Genomic DNA, 20,129 nt, shown 5'->3' with positions numbered 1-20,129 from the left:
TTTAGAGTTAGCGTTAAAATATGAATAAGTTTCAGAAAAAACTCTGTAAAACCGCGGGTCTGCCGCATTCTTTACAGAATGCTCTCAACTAAATGTTTTTAATTCAGTGCTTAATGGCTGAGTTCAGAAAAGTCACAGACTAAACGCAGGGGCTGGTCTGCCCCTGCGTTGCTAAGTCATATCTGAGTCATGCTTAGTTGTTTTTAGCGCGCGGCAGGAAGGCGTTAGATTCCCACAGGTCATAACCTTTGCGGAAAGTGCTCAGGTCATCCCACACTTTCTTAAAGAATGGATCTTCAGCGGTCTTCTCGGCGACCACTTCGTTCCATTTCTCTTCAAAGGTTTTCAGCATGGTGTCGTTCCAGTAACGGATGTTAACGCCGTTTTCCTTCGCTTTAGCCATCACATCAAACTGCATCGCTTCACCTTCGGCAATTGCGTTAGTCACGGATGCCTTACAGGTGTTATCCACAATGGCCTGCTGGCCTTTGCTCATGTCGTTCCAGGTGTCTTTATTGATCAGCAACTCAAAGATGGTTGCCTGCTGATGCCAGCCCGGGAAGTAGTTGTATTTAGCAATTTTATACAGACCCAGAAGCTGGTCGATCGCTGGCTGAGAGAACTCGGTCGCATCAATGGCACCTTTCTCCAGTGCGCCGAAGATCTCACCGCCTGGCAGCTGGGAAGTAGATACACCCAGTTTCTCCATCACGGATGCACCCAGACCAAAGAAACGCATGTTCAGACCTTTCAGATCTTCAGGTGTATTGATCTCTTTTTTGAACCAGCCAGATGTTTCCGGAGAGATAATGGCGCAAGGGATAACCTTGACGTTATAGCCGTTGGAGTCATACATCTCCTGATACAGCTTCATACCGTTGCCGTAATAGAGCCAGGCCATATATTCGCCTGCTTCAGGTCCGAATGGAACAGCAGAGAATAGTGCAGCTGCGGGGATCTTGCCCTGCCAGTAACCTGCAGTGGCATAACCTGAGTTCACTTTGCCGGATGAAACGGCACCGAGAATCTCTTTAGCACCGACCAGTTTACCCGGCTCGTAGATTTTCATCTTAACGGAACCATCACTCATAACCGGCAACTGTTCAGAGACCCACTTAATTGGAGTCCCCAGTGCCGGCAGGTGAGATCCGAAGGCGATAGGTGTCTTCAGAAGTACTTTGTCCGCAGCCTGAACTGCTGTCGTGGTTGCCGTCATAGCTGTAGTGATTACAGCAGCAGAGACCAGAGTCTTTGCAAATTTATTCATGATATTCCCTCATGATGATTGTTGTTTTTATCTTTCTTTGCCGGATTCAGAACGGGCCATTCGGGAGCCGTTTAAAAATGTTCTTGAATAATTGGTAATACCAATTTACCATGCAATTAGTCGCTACCTTAGAATTTAGAGCGGTATCTTGTCAATGCTTTTATAAGTAATAAACTTAGCTGCTTTTCTGGAAAAAGCTCTATTTTTTATATAAATCAATAACAAGCAGCACGGTCAGACCAGTTTTAAAGTAGTAATGCGATGGGTTTTTTATGGTCCCCCGCCAGCTATTAAGCGTTTCATGGCGGATTTGAACCGTGTAAAAACGCTTTCATTTTTAAAATTATTAACAGCCAGTATTGAGTCATATCAATGGCTGGCGGAGATAGTCAGATGGCGTATCAGCGAGTGAAGCAACCCAAAATTTCGGATGTGATTATGGGGCAGCTGGAAGAGATGGTGCTGGAAGGCACGCTCAAGCCGGGTCAGAAGTTACCCCCGGAGCGGGAGCTGGCTAAACAGTTTGAAGTGTCCCGCCCTTCACTAAGAGAAGCGATTCAGAAGCTGGCGGCAAAGGGCGTTCTGGTGAGTCGTCAGGGGGGAGGAACCTATATTTCAGATGAACTGGGCAGGGCATTCTCCGATCCATTGCTGGAGCTGTTCAAGACCCATCCTGAAGCGCAGTATGACTTGCTGGAGTTTCGCCATGCACTGGAAGGAGTGTCTGCTTATTACGCGGCTCTGCGTAGTACTCCCGCAGATAAAGAGCATATCCGCTCCCGCTATGATGCTCTGCAGGATTTTCATGACCGTAAAGAGTTTGATAAGGAAGTGTATGCGGATGTCGACTTTCATCTGGCCATTGCCGAGTCGACTCATAATATGGTGTTGCTGCATATGATGCGGGCGCTGTTTAGTTTGCTGCGCCAGCATATCTGGGAAAACCTGGAAGATATCTATCCCAAAACGGATATCCGCAGCAAAATTCATCAACAGCATTTCGTGCTGATGGAAGCGATCCTGGCAGGGGAACCGGAGAAGGCCCGCAAAGCAGCCCATGATCATCTGGCCTATGTGGAAGATGCCCTGTTGGAGCAGGGAAGAGAGAACACCCGCCTTAAAAGAGCATTGCGTCGGGCTGATGTAACAACCCTGTAATCTGTTCTATGTATAAAAACTACATTAACGGCTATTCATGTCGAACATATAGACTTTAATTATGTTTTTTTGTAGTATTACTACAAAATAAAAACGATAAGAAAAAATGGCAGGCTTGCTGCAGTGCAGCATGAGACCTGTTTTTGAACTCATTAAGGCATTTATTAGAAGTGTTGGTGAGCAGGGCGAAGTGATCAAAATCCATAAAATCATCGGATTCAGAAAAATCTGATGTTTTTTGCCTGCTGTTTTACTGATAACTTCTATTCTTAACAGAGTTTACCTGACGCCGGGATGATTGGGATACCTGGTTTTGAGTGCATGACAAGAATAGTGGAGAAAGGCAAAGTGCAAGAATTTATCGACGATATTGATCCTATTGAAACCAGTGAGTGGCTTGAGGCTCTAGAATCTGTAGCCAAAAATGAAGGCGAAGAGCGTGCTCACTACCTGTTAAAGAAGCTGGGTGAAAAAGCTTCTGATATGGGAGTTAGTTCAGGTACGACACTGACGACCCCATACCGCAATACCATTACATCGAAAGATGAAGTCCGTATGCCGGGCGACCTGTTTATGGAGCGTCGAATCCGCTCCTTTATCCGCTGGAACGCGATGGCGATGGTGATGCGTGCCAATGACAATGCCGACGGTCTCGGTGGTCATATCTCCAGTTTCTCCTCCTCTGCAACACTTTACGATATCGGTTTTAACTATTTCTTCCACGGTTCAGAAGGCGATCGCGAAGGTGATCTGGTGTTCTTCCAGGGGCATATCTCTCCGGGCATCTATTCCCGGGCCTACCTTGAAGGACGGCTGACTGAAGAGCAGATGGACAATTTCCGTCGCGAAGTGGATGGCGTTGGTTTGTCATCTTACCCGCACCCATGGCTGATGCCAGATTTCTGGCAGTTCCCAACTGTATCTATGGGGCTTGGACCAATTCAGGCGATCTATCAGGCGCACGTAATGCGTTACCTGTCAGCACGTGACCTGATCAACCGTGGTGAGCGTAAGGTATGGGCGTTCCTGGGTGACGGTGAGTGTGATGAACCGGAATCTCTGGGTGCTATCTCTCTGGCGGGCCGCGAGCAGCTGGAAAACCTGGTATTCGTGGTTAACTGTAACCTGCAGCGTCTGGATGGCCCGGTTCGGGGTAACGGCAAGATCGTACAGGAGCTTGAAGGTGTATTCCGCGGTGCTGGCTGGAACGTCATCAAATGTCTGTGGGGCCGTCACTGGGATCCACTGTTTGAAAATGATGAAAAAGGTCTGCTGCAGAAGCGCATGGATGAAGTCTGTGACGGTGAACTGCAGAACTATAAGGCTAACGGTGGTGCATATACCCGTGAGCATTTCTTCGGTAAATACCCTGAACTGCTGGAGATGGTTAAGGATCTGTCAGACGATGACATCATGAACCTGAACCGCGGCGGTCACGATCCTTATAAGGTATACGCCGCGTACCATGAAGCGATGAACCACAAGGGCCAGCCAACGGTTATTCTGGCTCAAACCGTTAAAGGTTACGGTACCGGTAAATCGGGTCAGGCGAAGAACGACACCCACTCCATGAAGAAAGTGGCAATGGACGATCTGAAAGATTTCCGTGACCACCACAATATTCCGCTGACCGATGAACAGTTGAAAGAGGTCCCTTACTACCGTCCATCTCCTGACTCCGCTGAGATGAAGTACATGATGGACCGTCGTAACAAACTGGGCGGTGTTTACCCAACCCGTCGCAGCGACTTCGATGCACTGGAAATACCACCGCTGGATACTTTTGCCGCGCAGCTGAAAGACAGCGGTAAGCGTGAGATGTCTACCCAGATGGTACTCAACCGTGTCATGAGCACGCTGGTGAAAGATAAGAATGTGGGCGAGCGGGTGGTACCGATTGTTCCGGATGAAGCCCGGACCTTCGGTATGGAAGGTATGTTCCGTCAGCTGGGTATCTACACCTCAGCCGGCCAGCGTTACGTTCCCCATGACTCTGATCAGATCATGTTCTACAAAGAGTCCAAGACCGGTCAGATTCTGGAAGAGGGTATTAACGAAGCGGGTGCGATGTCTGCGTGGATGGCCTGTGCGACCTCTTACAGCAACAACAACTGCACCATGGTGCCTTTCTACATCTATTACTCTATGTTCGGTTTCCAGCGGATTATGGACCTTGCCTGGGCTGCCGGTGATATGCAGGCCCGTGGCTTCCTGATCGGTGCAACCTCTGGCCGCACCACGCTGAACGGTGAAGGCCTGCAGCATCAGGATGGTCACTCTCACCTGATGGCGCAGATGATTCCGAACTGTGTCTCTTACGACCCGACCTTCGGCTACGAGCTGACCGTGATCGTACAGGATGGCCTGAAGCGGATGTTCCAGGACAAAGAGAACAAGTTCTACTACATCACCACCATGAACGAGAACTACGCTCACCCAGCCATGCCGGTGGGCGCTGAGGAAGGTATCGTTAAAGGTATGTACGCTCTGCAGGAAGGTAAAGATTCCGATAAGAAAGTACAGCTGATGGGTTGCGGTACCATTTTGCGCGAAGTAATCGCTGCTGCCGATATCCTGCGTGATGAGTTCGGAGTTGAATCTGATATCTGGAGCACAACCTCGATTAACGAACTGCGTCGTGATGCCCAGGGTGTCGCCCGCTGGAATATGCTGCACCCAGAGGAAGAGGCTCGCACCTCATACCTGGCCGAGTGTCTGGAAGGTCACGACGGTCCGGTCATCGCATCCACTGACTATATGCGTATCTATGCTGACCAGCTGCGTGAGTATATCCCACGCACCTATAAAGTACTGGGTACCGATGGTTTTGGTCGCTCCGATACCCGTGAAAAACTGCGTGAGTTCTTCGAAGTGAACCGTTACTACGTGACTGTTGCTGCACTGACTGCTCTGGCAGAAGAGGGCAAGATTGAGCGTACTGTTGTAGCCAAAGCGATGCAGAAGTTTGGCATAAACCCGGAAAAACCAGCCCCCTGGACTGTGTAACCCGAAGCTGAACTTTTAAGAGAGGATAATAACGTGAGTACTGTAAACATTACGGTTCCTGATATTGGTGGTTACGCAGACGTAGATGTTGTTGAGATCTGTGTAGCGGTTGGTGACACTGTGGTTGAGGGCGATTCACTGATCGTTCTGGAAACCGACAAGGCATCGATGGAGGTGCCATCTACCCACGCGGGTACAGTGAAAGAGATTCTGGTTGAAGCGGACGGCACCTGTAACGAAGGCCAGGCGATTGTTGTACTGGACACCGGTTTGGTGGTTGACGAGGTTGCGCCGGTGGCAGCAGCATCTGCTGCTGAAGCGGCTCCTGCGCCAGTGGCTGCCGAGCCCGCGCCTGCAGCAGCGCCTGCAGCAGCGCCTGCGGCCAGTGCGGTTGAGAAAATTCTGGTGCCTGATCTGAGTGGTGCCACCGATGTTGATGTGGTTGAAGTCCTGGTTAAGGACGGCGACACCGTTGCCGAAGGTGACTCCCTGCTCGTACTGGAAACCGATAAAGCATCGATGGAAGTGCCTGCACCGAAAGCCGGTGTAGTAGTATCGATAAAGATCAAAGAGGGTGATACCACCAATGAAGGTGATCACCTGTGCGACCTGCAGATTGAGGGGGTAGCCCCCGCTGCAGCCGCTCCTGCCCCGGCAGCAGAAGCGCCGGTTGCGGCGCCTGCTGCAGCTCCCGCCCCCGCTCCGGTTGCTGGCGGTGTTGAGGATGTTCTGATTCCTGATCTGAGCGGCGCCAGCGATGTTGATGTCGTTGAAGTCCTGGTTAAGGACGGCGATACCGTTGCCGAAGGTGACTCTGTGATCGTGCTGGAAACCGATAAGGCCTCCATGGAAGTGCCTGCACCGAAAGCGGGTGTGGTTAAATCCATGAAGATCAAAGAGGGTGACCAGGTCAACGAAGGTCAGTTGATGATGCAACTGGAAGTGGCGGGTGGTTCAGCTCCTGCGGCCGCTCCGGCAGCCGCTCCAGCGCCTGCGGCAGCATCTGCTCCGGCTGCGACTCCTGCGAAAGCGGCGGCCCCTGCACCTGCGGCAACGGGTACCGTTGATCGTGAAGCACTGGAGAAGAAAAACAAGAACGTTCATGCTGGTCCGGCCGTTCGTGCCACGGCCCGTGAGTTCGGTGTTGATCTCTCTCTGGTCAGCGGCACCGGTCCTCGGGGTCGAATCCTCAAAGAAGACGTTCAGGCCTATGTTAAAGGTGCGTTGAAGCAATTGGCTGAGAAGCCTGCTGCCGCAGCGGTTACCGGTGGTTCGGGTATCCCGGCGATTCCTGAAGTCGATTTCAGCCAGTTTGGTGAGATCGAAATTGAGAAGATGAGCAAGATCCACAAGCTGACCGCTGCCAACATGTCGCGCTGCTGGCTGAACATTCCACACGTGACTCAGTTTGATAAAGCTGATATCACCGATCTGGAAACGTTCCGTGCAGAGATGAAGGAAGAAGCAGCCCGCAATGGAGTGAAGCTGACACCGCTGCCGTTTATGCTGAAAGCGATCGCTATCGCGCTGAAAGCGCATCCGAAATTCAATGCTTCACTGCATGCCGATGGTGAACACATCGTCTACAAGAAGTATGTGAATATCGGTATGGCGGTTGACACGCCTAACGGCCTGATGGTTCCAGTTATTAAGGATGCCGATAAGAAGAGCATCTACGAGCTGTCTCTGGAAGCGACTGAGCTGGCCGGTAAAGCGAAAGACCGTAAACTCAAACCGGCAGAGATGCAGGGCGCTTGTTTTACAATTTCAAGCCTGGGTGGTATCGGCGGTACCGGCTTTACGCCGATCGTTAATGCCCCTGAAGTAGCTATTCTGGGTATTTCCAAAGCGGATATCGAACCGCGCTGGAACGGAAAAGAGTTTGAACCCCGTAAGATGTTGCCACTGTGCCTGTCTTACGATCACCGCGCCATCAACGGCAGTGATGCGGGTCGATTCCTGACCTACCTGAACCAGCTGCTGAGCGATGTTCGTCGCATGGTAATGTAATCCGGGCCTTCCCGGGATTACCTGAATTCCGGTTGCTCAACGCTTTTAAGCTGCAGGCGACCGGTGATTCGGTGGTAAAACACCGGATCCGATACGGCAGTGTGCAGACTGCCGTATCAACTTATCTTTTATAGTTTCCATGGTTATTCTTGTATCCATGACTCACGCCCCTGTTCAGTATTGAGCGGGGGCTTTTTTTTGCGCCGGGCATGAGGTTGCTAGACTTATCGCCCCTGGAAGGGGGCTCCTACGGTGTTGAATTAATTGTAGGAGCGGCTTTAGTATGCCCTCTGGGTGCCAGTCGCGATGTTTAATCGCCCCGGGACGGGGCTCCCACGGGATGAATGTATTGTAGGAGCGGCTTTAGTATGCCCTCTGGGTGCCAGCCGCGATGATTAATTACCCTATGTTAAAAGGGGCTCCTACAAGGGCTGCACTTCCTGACACCGGACCTCGGCTCTGCTGCAATCCTGTGGTAACATCGCGGTCATAATATACGCGATTCGATATCCTCATTAATTTGGCAAGATCAGCCGGTTAACGGGGTATACTTTGCTCAAATGTAATTGCTGTTAAAAGGGACGCAATTAATGAAAGTTACGGTTTTTGGTATAGGTTATGTAGGGTTGGTTCAGGCCGCAGTGCTGGCTGAAGTGGGTCATGATGTCTGCTGTGTGGATGTGGATGCCCAGAAGGTAGAAAACCTCAAGAATGGCATCATTCCGATCTACGAGCCAGGACTGACGCCGCTGGTTAAGTCCAACTACGAAGCGGGTCGCCTGCTGTTTACAACGGATGCAAAAGCCGCGGTTGAGTTTGGTGAAATCCAGTTTATCGCCGTGGGGACGCCTCCAGATGAAGATGGCTCTGCCGATCTGCAATATGTACAGGCGGTGGCCAGGACTATTGCGACTTACATGCCAGAGCCACGCATTGTTATCGATAAATCCACAGTGCCTGTTGGCACCGGCGATAAGGTTAAAGCAACAATAGCTGAAACACTGGCCGCCCGCGGCGCCGATATTGAATTTCATGTGGTCTCCAATCCTGAGTTCCTCAAAGAAGGTGCTGCAGTCAGTGACTGCATGCGTCCGGACCGGATTGTAATCGGTACCGAAAGTGATCACGTCAAAGATGTGATGACTGAGCTGTATGCGCCGTTTAACCGTAATCACGACCGTATCATCTTTATGGATATTCGCAGTGCTGAGCTGACTAAATACGCAGCCAACTGCATGCTGGCCACCAAAATCAGCTTTATGAACGAGATGGCGAATATCGCAGAGATGGTCGGTGCCGATATCGAAAACGTACGCAACGGTATCGGTTCCGATGAGCGGATCGGCTATCATTTTATCTATCCCGGCTGCGGCTACGGTGGCTCATGCTTCCCTAAAGATGTTCAGGCGCTGGTGAAAACCTCTGAACAGATTGGTTATGACTCGCAAATTCTGAAAGCGGTAGAGTCGGTTAACGCAAAACAGAAAACCAAACTGTTTGAACTGATTAACCGTCACTTCAATGGCGATCTGGCGGGTAAAACCGTGGCGCTCTGGGGCCTGTCATTCAAACCTAAAACCGATGATATGCGTGAAGCGTCCAGCCGTGTGCTGATGGAGCTGCTGTGGGAAGCCGGTGCAAAAGTACAGGCATTCGACCCGGAAGCGATGGAAGAAACACAGCGTATCTATGGCTCCCGTGCAGATCTGAATCTGATGGGCACCAAAGAAGCTGCCCTCAACGGCGCCGACATGCTGGTGATCTGCACCGAATGGCAAAGCTTCCGTGCACCTGATTTTGACCTGATCAAGGCTCAGCTGGCCGAACCGGTTATCTTTGATGGCCGCAACCTCTACGACCCGCAGCGCCTGGAAGATCGTGGCATCAATTACTATGCGATCGGGCGGGGCCTCTCAATTAAACAGAGCTAAAATCGGCACGAGGGCGTGCCTCCCACAGAGTCTCACTTGCTTATGTGGGAGCAACGCCCCCCGGCGCGATAAATCCTGACTTGTAGGAGCCGCTTCCAGCGGCGATAATTAGCCCAACTTAAATTCTTATCCTTCCGGGCTAACATCAATATGCAGCTAACCTACCTCGTCACCGGCGCAGCCGGCTTTATTGGCAACTTTGTATCCGAGCGGCTCTGTCAGGCGGGCCATAAAGTGATCGGTCTGGATAACCTTAATGATTACTACGATCCGGCGCTTAAAGACTCCCGCCTGCAACGTCTGGAACAGTATCCTGAGTTTACCTTTAAAAAGCTGGATCTTGCCGACCGTGAAGGGATGGCTAAACTGTTTGCCGAGAGTGGTTTTGACCGAGTTATCCATCTGGCCGCACAGGCCGGTGTGCGTTACTCACTGGAAAACCCCTTTGCCTATGTCGATTCCAACCTGACCGGCATGATGACGATCCTCGAAGGGTGTCGTCAGAACAACGTCAAACATCTGGTGTATGCTTCATCCTCATCGGTTTATGGTATGAACACTAAAATGCCGTTTTCGACGACTGACGGTGTCGATCATCCGGTGTCCCTGTATGCGGCAACCAAAAAATCTAACGAACTGATGGCGCACAGTTATTCTCACCTGTACGGCATTCCCACCACCGGCCTGCGTTTCTTCACCGTCTATGGTCCCTGGGGACGCCCCGATATGGCGCCCTTCCTGTTCACCAGCGCAATCCTGGAAGACCGCCCGATCAAGGTGTTCAACCACGGCAAGATGCTGCGCGACTTCACCTATGTAGACGATATCGTTGAAGGCGTTATCCGTATTCAGGATGTGATCCCCCAGGCGGATGAAAATAATCCAAGAACCAGCCCGGACAGCAGCAGTGCTCCCTACCGGGTGTACAACATCGGCAACAATGAACCGATTGAACTCAGCCGTTTTATCGAAGCGATTGAAGCCGCTGCGGGTAAAACCGCGAAAAAAGAATACCTGCCAATGCAGCCAGGCGACGTGCCTGCTACCTATGCTGATATTGATAGTTTGCAAGCCGCGACAGGCTTCAAACCCAGCACCACCATCGAAGACGGTATGCAGAAGTTTGTTGAATGGTATAAAGAGTATTACAACGCAGGGGTTTGAGACCCAGCCCTTGTAGGAGCGGCATCTTGCCGCGATGGTTTATCGCCCCGGGACGGGGCTCCTACGGTGTGGAATGTATTTGGTTTATCGCCCCGGGACGGGGCTCCTACGGTGTGGAGTGTATTTGGTTTATCGCCCCTGGAAGGGGCTCCTACCGCGATGGTTAAACACCTCTGATGCCCAGAGGGCATGCTAAAAGGGCTCCCACACGGCTATATAAACGAACATGGAGGTTCATATGATCGAAATAAAGCACCACGGCGCTATTTCAGGCGTTACTGGCTCATGCCATGAACTGGTTTTAGACAAGAACACCAGCGTTCTTATCGATTGCGGTATGTTTCAGGGGGCTGAATCCAGCGGTTCTGAATCGTCTAATCTGCAGCTTGATTTCCCGATCGACACGGTTAAAGCACTCTTTATCACCCATTGCCATATCGATCATGTCGGTCGTATCCCTTCGCTGATTGCGGCGGGATTTAACGGCCCGATATTCGCCTCCAGAGCGACCGCCCAATTGCTGCCGCTGGTGTTGGAGGACGCGATGAAAATCGGTGTTACGCGTAATAAAAAACTGATCAGTCAGTTTATTAAGCTGGTGGAAAAACTGATTCAGCCGGTGGATTATAAACAATGGTATCCGGCAAACCCGGTCAGTGGTCTGCGGTTCAGGTTTAAACCCGCCGGTCATATTCTGGGGTCGGCGTATATCGAGTTTGAGTACAATAAAGAAATTATTCTGTTCTCCGGAGATCTGGGTGCGCCCTATGCGCCATTATTACCGGCCCCCAAATCACCCTGGCGGGCAGACCGGCTGATAATCGAAAGCACCTATGGCGACAGGCTTCATGAAAGCCGTCGTGAACGGCGAAAAAATCTTCAACAGATTATCCGGCACTGTCTGAAAGATGCGGGGACTGTATTGATACCTGCGTTCAGTATCGGCAGAACCCAGGAGCTACTCTACGAGCTGGAAGGTATTATCCACAGTCAGAAAGGGACTGCCTGGGAAGCGCTTGATGTGATTGTCGATTCACCGCTGGCGGCAAAGTTTACCAAACACTATCGGAACCTCAGCGATCTCTGGGATGCAGAAGCCAAAGCCCGCAGAGGAGATGGACGGCATCCACTCAACTTTGCTCAACTGATCACTGTCGACTCGCACCGTCAGCATCTGAAACTGGTGAACTATCTTAAAAACAGTGGTCGGCCAGCCATTGTTATTGCGGCCAGTGGCATGTGCGCGGGTGGACGCATCGTTAACTACCTGAAAGCGCTGCTCCCTGATCCGCGCACCGATGTTCTGTTTGTAGGCTATCAGGCGGAGGGCACCCCGGGCCGTGATATCCAGAAATATGGCCCGTCCGGTGGTTATGTCTATCTGGATAACGAGAAAACAGAGATAAACGCAGGCGTGCATACCATCGGTGGCTACTCAGCCCATGCCGACCAGAAAGACCTGATCAACTTCGTTAAAAGAATGCACCACAAACCGAAAGAGATACGCATCGTACATGGGGATAGCGAAGCTAAGTGGGCGTTAAGAAGGGAGTTAAGCAAGATCTGCCCCGAAGCGGATATTCATATTCCCTAGAGCAGATCCTGTTTAGTGTAGGAGCGGCGTCTCGCCGCGATAGTTTTTATCGCCCCGGGTACCCAAAGGGCATGCTAACGGGGCTCCTACGGTGTGGAATGTATTTGGTTTATCGCCCCGGGACGGGGCTCCTACGGTGTGGAGTGTATTTGGTTTATCGCCCCGGGATGGGGCGCCTACGGTATGGATGGATTGTAGGAGCGGCTTCTAGCCGCGAAGGGTTTAATCGCCCCGCATGCTAACGGGGCTCCTACAGGTAGGGGTATAATTCGTAGGAGCGGTTTTAGTATGCCCTCTGGGTGCCAGCCGCGATGGTTAATCGCCTTTTTCGAACTTCAAACAAGCAAAGTGCTCGGGCAACAAACCCCGGCTCTATCGCCTCCTGCTTTTCTGATACAGCGATATCTGCCCCAATGCCAGTATCACTACAAAGGTGGCGGCATTGGCGGGTATCTGCAGATTAAAATCAACGGTGGAATGCATCGCCAGCGCGATAATGGCCATGGTTGCACTAAACGCGATGCCGCGCATCAGTGCTGTTTTACGTTTTATCTGTGCCCTTATCGCCGATATAAAGGCCCATAGCACCGCCAGCATCAGGCAGCTGGTCACCACCACGCCATAATCACTGGCGAACTCGAAATAATCATTGTGGGCATGGTCGTAGAAACCGCGACCAGCATCATACTGACGATAAGCCGGGAAGTTGGTGTAGTAGGTGCCTGCGCCGCTACCCGTCAGCAGATTGTCCTGGATAGCGCCGAGAGTGTAAGTGTTTACTTCATCCCGGGTCTCTGATGCTTCGCTACTATTTTCTAGCCGCTGAACCACCTTCTCGACGCCAAAGAAGGTGCCGACAACAAAAATATCAATAATAATCAGGCTGCCAATAAGAATAATGGTGGCTTTGGTGGAACGTTTACTCAGCAGCAGGGCCAATACTCCGGCGATGGCCAGGCTGGCAAAAAAGGCGGTGTTGCCCATACGGGAGTGGGTCATCACCAGTCCGGCCACCATGATTACCAGAATAATCCGCAATCGGGCTTTATTGCCCAGCAGGGTGGTCAGAATACGTCTGAAAAAATCCCGCCAGTTACTCGCGCTCTCACCATCCAGAGTCGAGATCATCAGCCCGATGCCGACTGATAGCGTCAGCACCAGATAACCCGCCAGGTGATTACGGTTGACAAAGGTTCCGGTGGCTGTACCGAAATAAGACTCTTTGGGCACAAAAAACAGATACTCAATGCCGGTCAGGGTCATCATGCTGCCATACAGGGCCTGAAACAGGCCGCTGCCCACCAAGGCATAACATAGCAGCCTGATCCGCTGTTTACTGCGAACCATCAGCAGGGTGAGACTGAACAGGCCCGTCAGGGCGAATCCCAGCAGCGAGCTCTGCAAGGTGTTTGCCGGGTCAATGGACAGATCCAGTGTCAGCTGAAGCTCAGCCCACAGAGGGGCTGTCAGCAGCAAGCCAAGCATCGGCAGGCTTTGGGAGAACGCGGTACCGGTCGTCAGCTGTTTGCGAATATGCAGGATAAGCCAGCATGCCAGCAGCGCAAATACCATCACCGACATGAAACTGACAGCCCAGGGCCGGTTGCTGCCAAGGGGCAGGGGAAGCCAGACCAGTAATGCCAGATAAGCGTAAAAAAGAGAGGTATCTGCTTTGTGCGATACCGATAGACTGCTCAACGGTTAAATCCTTATGGACTGATCGATAGCGGCGTAAACCGCAGAAAGCAAAAAAGCGCAATTAAGCGCTTTTTATCAACAGGTATGGATCAGCTTGGGCTGGCTGTACCACCGCCTGAGCCTCCACTGGTGCTAGGAGGCGCTACAGGTGTTCCGTTGGAACCTGGAATGCCTACACCCACTGCAACAGCAGGGCTGACACCAGCATCTTTAGCGGATGCAACAATTGTATTTGTAGGAACGCCGGCATTTTTGGCCGCAGTACCAATGGATGAAAGTGCATCCTGGTTAGAAGCGTAGAGGCTCATAGCCGCAGTCAGAATAGCTTGCTGTTGTTCTGGCGTTTCAGCACCTTCCAGCATCTGCTGGACAGCCGCTGCGATCTGTTCTGGGGTAGAGGCTTCCTGAGTGGCAGCCTGAACCTGACTAACGATCGCAGCATCAGCTTCTGCAAAAGCAGGGGACAACGGCAACAACATCCCTGCAACAACACCAATTACGAGTCGGCGCATAGTTTTAAACTCCTTATACTGACCTTACGGCCTTTCTATTTAAGTGAACTGATGAGGAATATAGCATTCGGCTTCTGAGTGTGTAAACAAAATGAGAGGTGCTGATAAAAAAACATTACCCATTTTGTTCTTTTTCAGATGCGTTATGAGGCATAATGGCGCCTGTTAAGGCATACAGGCGTTGTCGCTAATAACAGTCACAATTGTTCAGTGTTTCAGTACTTTCAGGGAATGACAGGTATGTCAGTTACAGGTATGGATATTCAGGACTATGCACAACAATGAATGAAAAAGTCACGCTCAATAGCAGCGGCCTGATGACGCACAAGCGCCGGTTGTTTAACACCAACGAATCAATTCTGTTCTGGGTGCAGCACTGCGCGGATCTGCTGATTATTTCGGCCACGCTGTTTTTCTTCACCTTTCTGAAAATCGGTGATATTCCCGCCAACTACCGTCTGCTGGTGGTGCTTTCTCTCTTCTGTGTCTCGGTGATCTACCGTCGTCGGGGTGTCTATAACCGCGCCTATGGTTTCTATAAAAGAGCGTTTCGTCTGCTCACCGGCTGGTTCTATGTGCTGTTGCTGTTAGCGTTGATCGGCTTTGTGACGAAAAATGGTGAAAGCTTCTCCCGCGAAGTGCTGCTTGAGTGGGCCGTTGTCGGGTTCGTGCTCCAGTTGATCAGTATGATTGCATTGGGCGCACTGTATACACACTATAAAGTGATCTTTCCCCGCGAAATCGCGACGCTGGTTATTGGCACCGGCGATGTGGCGATAAAACTGGTGAATAACCTTAACCTTGATAACAGCCTGGCTGACCGGGTGGTTGGCTTTGTAAAGTCAGATGACGATCTGTCAGCTGAAGACGAGACCGAGAATCTGCCGCGCCCCTTGTTAGGCCGGGCAGAAAACCTCAGGCAGGTGATCAAGGATTACAACATTCGCCGCATCTATATCGCCCTGCCGGTGTCAGAGTCCGAAATTATCGAAGCGATGCATATTGATCTGCTGGATATGAATGTCGATGTTATCTGGGTGCCGGATATTTTTGGCCTGAATCTGCTGAACCACTCGATCAGTGAGGTGGCCGGAATGCCGCTGATAACACTGAATGAAAGCCCGGTGACCTCCCGGCGAAGCCATATCGTGGTTAAGGGCGTGATGGACCGGGTGTTAGCGGCCCTGGCTCTGTTGTTATTCAGCCCGCTGATGCTGATCATCGCGATACTGATTAAACGTGAATCAGAAGGCCCGGTATTCTTTAAACAGGAAAGACACGGCCTGGATGGTAAGATAATACAGGTCTGGAAGTTCCGCAGTATGCACCTGCATAACGATACTGAGGTTAAGCAGGCCACCAAAGGTGACTCCAGGGTAACCAGAATCGGCGCCTTTATCCGCAGAACCTCAATTGATGAACTGCCTCAGTTTATCAATGTCTTGCAGGGCAGCATGTCACTGGTCGGCCCCCGTCCTCATGCAGTGGCACATAACGATTACTACTCCGATAAAGTGAATGCTTATCTGGCCCGGCACCGAATTAAACCGGGTATAACGGGCCTGGCACAAATTAGCGGCTGTCGGGGCGAAACAGAAACCCTGGATAAGATGGAAAAACGGGTTGAGCTAGATCTGGCGTATATCAATAACTGGTCGTTGGGGCTGGATATTAAGATATTGATTAAGACGCCGTTGAGCTTATTGTCAAAAGAGATATACTGATTTTTTATGTAAATAAAGTGAGTAGTTGTATATTTGAAACAGTTTTATAAGACTAAGCTTGTATTGAATATATTATATATGTTTTAGATGAATTGTTTAGAAGTGCTGCCGGTCTTCTATGTTTTATTAAATGATAGTGATTTTCATATTAATGCTGAAGGTCGGTATTTTTGTTTAGGCGGTTATAATGTTATCGAAGTTGTTTTGTGACTATAGAAAGTATAAAAGAAAAGAGTTTTATCTTATATATCAGATGGGTAAGGTTGGCTCTGATGCAGTTTGCGGGGCAATTGGGGACGATTGTGTTGAACATATTCATACGTTGTATGGAGGTAATCCAAATGATAAATATTTGCAAAGGAATAATATTAAAGCCCCAGTATATGATTTTATATACTATGGTATTAAGAGATTTCTGTTAAGGCTCGGAGCTAAAAATAAAAAGCTTAAAGTCATTACGTTGGTAAGAGATCCAATTAGTAGAGATCCTTCAATGTTTTTTCAGGATTTAGACGGGTATGTGCATCAAAAAAGAAAGGAATCATATTCTGATTATATATCCTTTAATACTGGAGGAGTAAGCAGGCTGATCTCATTATATGAGGAAGTATACGATTTTGAGTATGGCTTGAGTTGGTTTGAGCGTGAATTAAAACGATATACTGGTATTGATATATATGAGAGCAGTTTTGTAAATGGGTTTGTGCGAGTTGAAAATGATAAATTCGACGTGCTGTGTTTACGCATGGAAAAATTGGATGAATTAGAGGCAGTGTTGAGTGACTTCTGTAACAGGGATATTCATTTAATACGTAGAAATGAATCAGTAGATAAATGGTATAAGTCGATATACGAAAGCTTTAGGTTGAATTATAAAATAGGTGAGAGGAGGCTTGATCAATATAAGCAGTCTAAACTGTATTTATGGCTCTCTGTTGAGAGTGAGGTTTTGGTAGATAATAATGATTAAAAAATTAATTAAAAAAATAATTTTTTTTTATAAGTATAGAGGTAAGAAAGTAGTAATTAAAGGGGATGCTGATTTTTCATGTAAGTTCAAAGGGAATAATGTTGTAGGTAAACGGACGGAAATAAATAATACTGAGTTGGGATTTTGTAGCTATGTTGCTGCTGATAGTAGAATTAATAATGTGATAGTTGGTAATTTTTGCTCGATAGGTCCTGGCGTTAGAATTGGCTTAGGGCGCCACCCAGTAAGAGATTTTGTTTCAACCCATCCAGCCTTTTATTCAGCAAATACACAATGCGGCCTAAGTTTTTCAGAGGGCTCAGGTTTTAGTGAAATAGAGACGATTATGATTGGTGGCGATGTATGGATTGGTGCTAATGCTATCGTTATGGATGGTGTATTCATAGGTGACGGGGCCGTGATTGCTGCAGGTAGTGTGGTAACAAAAAATGTGGCTGATTTTGAAATTGTAGGAGGCGTACCTGCCCATAATATAGGATACAGGTTTGATAAAGAAGAAATTTCTTATCTGCAGACCATGAAGTGGTGGCAGTGTGAAGATGAGGTTAAGTTAAAAATTAAATGTAATTCATTTCAGAATTTTGCATTGTTTAAAAAGGAGTGGTGAGGTTATCCTGTAAGAAGCTGGTTGGATATTATCGGTGTGAAAGATGCAAAATATTTAATTTATCAGGTGGCTTATAATTGCGTGCTCTATCTAAAGGGGGTTGACGATTTGTGAAAGTGTCCAATGAGAAGTTTGCTTAATATTATAAATACTAGACCTCTGTTATTGCAGTGCTATTTTTGAAAAGTACAGCTGTGAAGTTAGAGAAGAAATAATTTTTTAAAGTGTTGTTGAGTATGAGTGAACTCTATAAGGTTTTGCTTATCGTCTGTGATGATCTGGATCAGATGTATATAGTTGCTTAGATTAAGTAATGCATAGAATAAAAAATCTCTGTTTGCGTTATTGTAGTGTTTAATAATATTAAAAGTGATGCTTGTGATTTTTTTATAGATTGTTATTTGGGTAGTTATGATAGAAGTTGAAGTGTTTTTGTAAGGGGTTCTGAATATGTTGCCTAGAATAACAATTGTAACGGTTGTTTATAACGCAGAGAGTGTAATAAGAGGCTGTATTGAAAGTGTACTTTCTCAGGATTATGAGAATTTTGAATATATTGTTATTGACGGGGGGTCTTCGGATTCAACTGTTAACATAATAAACGAATATAGAGATCAATTATCTGCCTTTGTTTCAGAAAGCGATGAAGGGATGTACTATGCTCTTAATAAAGGGTTGAAGTATGTCAAAGGTGGCTTGTGGGCTAGTTTGAACGCAGATGATCGATACTCTTCGAACTCAGTGCTTAGTCGTGTTGCTGATTCTTATATTAGAGATTCCTCTTTTTCTATATACTATGGCGATTTGAAAATAATTTCTGATAATAAAGCAAGGTATCGCCGGACAATTAATTCAGATGCTAAAGATATTGTGATTTATGGGCAATGTTCTATTGTAACGCAACCATCTTCATTCATTAATTTTGGACTCAATCATAGTGTTGTTTTTGATACGCGTTATAAATGTGCCGCTGATTATGATTATATAGTTAGGTGTGCGCTTAATGGTAAATGTAAGCGATTGGATTTTTGTGTGACAGACTTTTATCGTCATGAAGGCAGTGTTACAGAAAAATATAGTGCTTTGATGCAAAGTGAAACGGATGATATATCGAAGAGTTATGTGCGTGAACTAGAGTATAATCGATTTTATGTTGAGTTTCGTAAGATTTATCTAAAGTTCAAACGAGGCGTTTTTCGTTTTTTAATATGAATATTTTTTTCTGGCTTTATATGTTCTTTATGGCGTTTACAAGTGCGTTTGCGTTTACTTCAGCAGTTAATTTGCCAATAGTTTTTTCGATTGCTTCTTGTGTTTCTTTTTTGTTTTGTCAAGTATATTTGGGTGATAGGAAGAAGCTTGTTGACTCTTTTTTCTTGGTTTTTTTGATGTTGGTAACAATTAGTTTTTGTGTTTCATTGTTTTCTTCATTTAATATATCTGCTAGATTGAATTATTACGTTTCTATTATTGTTGTGGTTTTTTTGTTTTATTATTTGCCATTGCTTTTTATGTTGAATGGGGGGATGGATAGAGGTCGATGGTGGTTGTTTTTCGGTTTTGTTTTTGTATGTGTTTGGATTTTTGTCGAGTTTATTGGGCGGAATTTTATAGGTTTTGATATAGATTTGTATATTCCTAGAAAGTATTTATCTGATTACGCAAGTACAGCATTGGTAGATTATTTTAGAGCTAGGGGGCCTGTCGAGGAATCAGGGCATATGGCTTTATACTTAATTGTGGTTTTCTTTATTGTTTACAGTGAAATTAAGAAGGTTAGTCCAGTATTGACATGTATATTGTTTTTTTTAGGTTCTGTTAGTTTGATCTTTACTTTTAGTGTCGCTGCTTTTATTGAGTTGCCTGTTGCTATTTTACTGGCGTGTATGTTTTTCAATGCCCGTGAAGTTACGGTTTATTTATGTCGGAATCCAGTTAAAATTTTAATGTTATCGATTGTTTTTTGTTTAACTGTCTGGGGTGCATATGACTTTCTTTATGAGCTGCTCTATTCAAAGATAAATGGATCATCTTCAATTAATGATCGATTTGGTAGATTTTATGAAACAATCCATTTTATTGCGAATTCTGGTTTTTTGAATTTTTTAATTGGGTTTGGGCCTGGCTCAGCCAGAGAGTTCAACTTTGACCTAGTGTTGAGCTCATATGTTTTAATTCTTGCTGATTATGGTTTTTTGGGTTTGATTCTATTTGTTTCGATATTTATATATAGTTTTTTTGAACTTTATAAAATAATAGATAAAACAAAGCAGCTGCTTTTGGCAGTTGCCTTTTTCTCTCTTGTATTGCACTTTTTTGTAATACCTAACTATTGGTATCCATGGCCTTGGTTCTTATTGGCGTATATTCGATACACGAGAGTGAATGTTTGAGCTTTTTGGAGAGGTTTGTATGAACCATGTTTCTATTGTTATAAACTCGTTAGTGCTTGGTGGGAGTGAAAAGA

14 protein-coding genes are annotated in these 20,129 nt (G+C 47.6%); 11 read left to right on the top strand and 3 right to left on the bottom strand.

Features of this window, described 5'->3' with window-relative positions:
- Positions 1-193 precede the first annotated feature (193 nt).
- Positions 194-1,267, bottom strand: a complete 1,074-nt coding sequence (locus KDX31_14110) for a TRAP transporter substrate-binding protein (GenBank protein ID UTW02480.1) — start codon at positions 1,265-1,267, stop codon at positions 194-196.
- Between the two features lie 393 nt (positions 1,268-1,660).
- Here KDX31_14110 and pdhR point away from each other — a divergent pair, with 393 nt between their 5' ends.
- The 6 genes from pdhR to KDX31_14080 all read left to right on the top strand — a co-directional run bounded on the left by pdhR (position 1,661) and on the right by KDX31_14080 (position 12,130).
- Complete coding sequence (pdhR, locus tag KDX31_14105) at positions 1,661-2,425, top strand: pyruvate dehydrogenase complex transcriptional repressor PdhR (protein UTW02479.1); 765 nt, start codon at positions 1,661-1,663, stop codon at positions 2,423-2,425.
- Positions 2,426-2,746: 321 nt separating this feature from the next.
- Positions 2,747-5,431, top strand: a complete 2,685-nt coding sequence (gene aceE / locus KDX31_14100; protein UTW02478.1) for a pyruvate dehydrogenase (acetyl-transferring), homodimeric type — start codon at positions 2,747-2,749, stop codon at positions 5,429-5,431.
- A 33-nt stretch (positions 5,432-5,464) separates the two neighbouring features.
- A complete protein-coding gene (gene aceF / locus KDX31_14095) occupies positions 5,465-7,441 on the top strand; it encodes a dihydrolipoyllysine-residue acetyltransferase (protein UTW02477.1) in 1,977 nt (658 codons plus the stop codon).
- Between the two features lie 590 nt (positions 7,442-8,031).
- A complete protein-coding gene (locus tag KDX31_14090) occupies positions 8,032-9,372 on the top strand; it encodes a UDP-glucose/GDP-mannose dehydrogenase family protein (protein UTW02476.1) in 1,341 nt (446 codons plus the stop codon).
- A gap of 150 nt (positions 9,373-9,522) precedes the next feature.
- The gene (locus KDX31_14085) at positions 9,523-10,536 is read left to right on the top strand and encodes an NAD-dependent epimerase (GenBank protein ID UTW02475.1); all 1,014 of its coding nucleotides are present in this window, start codon (positions 9,523-9,525) and stop codon (positions 10,534-10,536) included.
- 238 nt (positions 10,537-10,774) lie between these two features.
- Complete coding sequence (locus KDX31_14080; GenBank protein UTW02474.1) at positions 10,775-12,130, top strand: MBL fold metallo-hydrolase; 1,356 nt, start codon at positions 10,775-10,777, stop codon at positions 12,128-12,130.
- Positions 12,131-12,502: 372 nt separating this feature from the next.
- On the opposite strand, the gene KDX31_14075 is transcribed toward KDX31_14080, so the two are convergent.
- Positions 12,503-13,711: an O-antigen ligase family protein gene (locus KDX31_14075; GenBank protein UTW05400.1), complete on the bottom strand. Its 1,209-nt coding sequence runs from the start codon at positions 13,709-13,711 to the stop codon at positions 12,503-12,505.
- 206 nt (positions 13,712-13,917) lie between these two features.
- Positions 13,918-14,340 carry a hypothetical protein gene (locus KDX31_14070; GenBank protein UTW02473.1) on the bottom strand — a complete coding sequence of 141 codons (423 nt, stop codon included), beginning with the start codon at positions 14,338-14,340 and terminating at the stop codon, positions 13,918-13,920.
- Between the two features lie 281 nt (positions 14,341-14,621).
- On the opposite strand from KDX31_14070, the gene KDX31_14065 reads away from it, so the two are divergent.
- The 5 genes from KDX31_14065 (at position 14,622) to KDX31_14045 (ending at position 20,055) form a co-directional block, all read left to right on the top strand.
- Positions 14,622-16,064, top strand: coding sequence for an undecaprenyl-phosphate glucose phosphotransferase (locus tag KDX31_14065; protein ID UTW02472.1), 1,443 nt, complete (start codon positions 14,622-14,624; stop codon positions 16,062-16,064).
- A gap of 187 nt (positions 16,065-16,251) precedes the next feature.
- Positions 16,252-17,034 carry a hypothetical protein gene (locus KDX31_14060; protein ID UTW02471.1) on the top strand — a complete coding sequence of 261 codons (783 nt, stop codon included), beginning with the start codon at positions 16,252-16,254 and terminating at the stop codon, positions 17,032-17,034.
- Entirely contained in the window at positions 17,027-17,662 is a 636-nt protein-coding gene (locus KDX31_14055; GenBank protein ID UTW02470.1) for a CatB-related O-acetyltransferase, read from the top strand. Before KDX31_14060 ends, KDX31_14055 begins: the two co-directional genes overlap by 8 nt.
- 450 nt (positions 17,663-18,112) lie before the next feature.
- Positions 18,113-18,874, top strand: a complete 762-nt coding sequence (locus KDX31_14050; protein UTW02469.1) for a glycosyltransferase — start codon at positions 18,113-18,115, stop codon at positions 18,872-18,874.
- A gap of 20 nt (positions 18,875-18,894) precedes the next feature.
- On the top strand, positions 18,895-20,055 hold the full coding sequence (locus tag KDX31_14045; protein UTW02468.1) for a hypothetical protein: 1,161 nt from the start codon (positions 18,895-18,897) through the stop codon (positions 20,053-20,055).
- Positions 20,056-20,129: the final 74 nt, after the last annotated feature.

This window comes from Amphritea atlantica (genome assembly GCA_024397875.1).
GTDB lineage: Bacteria > Pseudomonadota > Gammaproteobacteria > Pseudomonadales > Balneatricaceae > Amphritea > Amphritea atlantica_B.
This window is presented reverse-complemented; position numbering and strand designations above follow the sequence as displayed.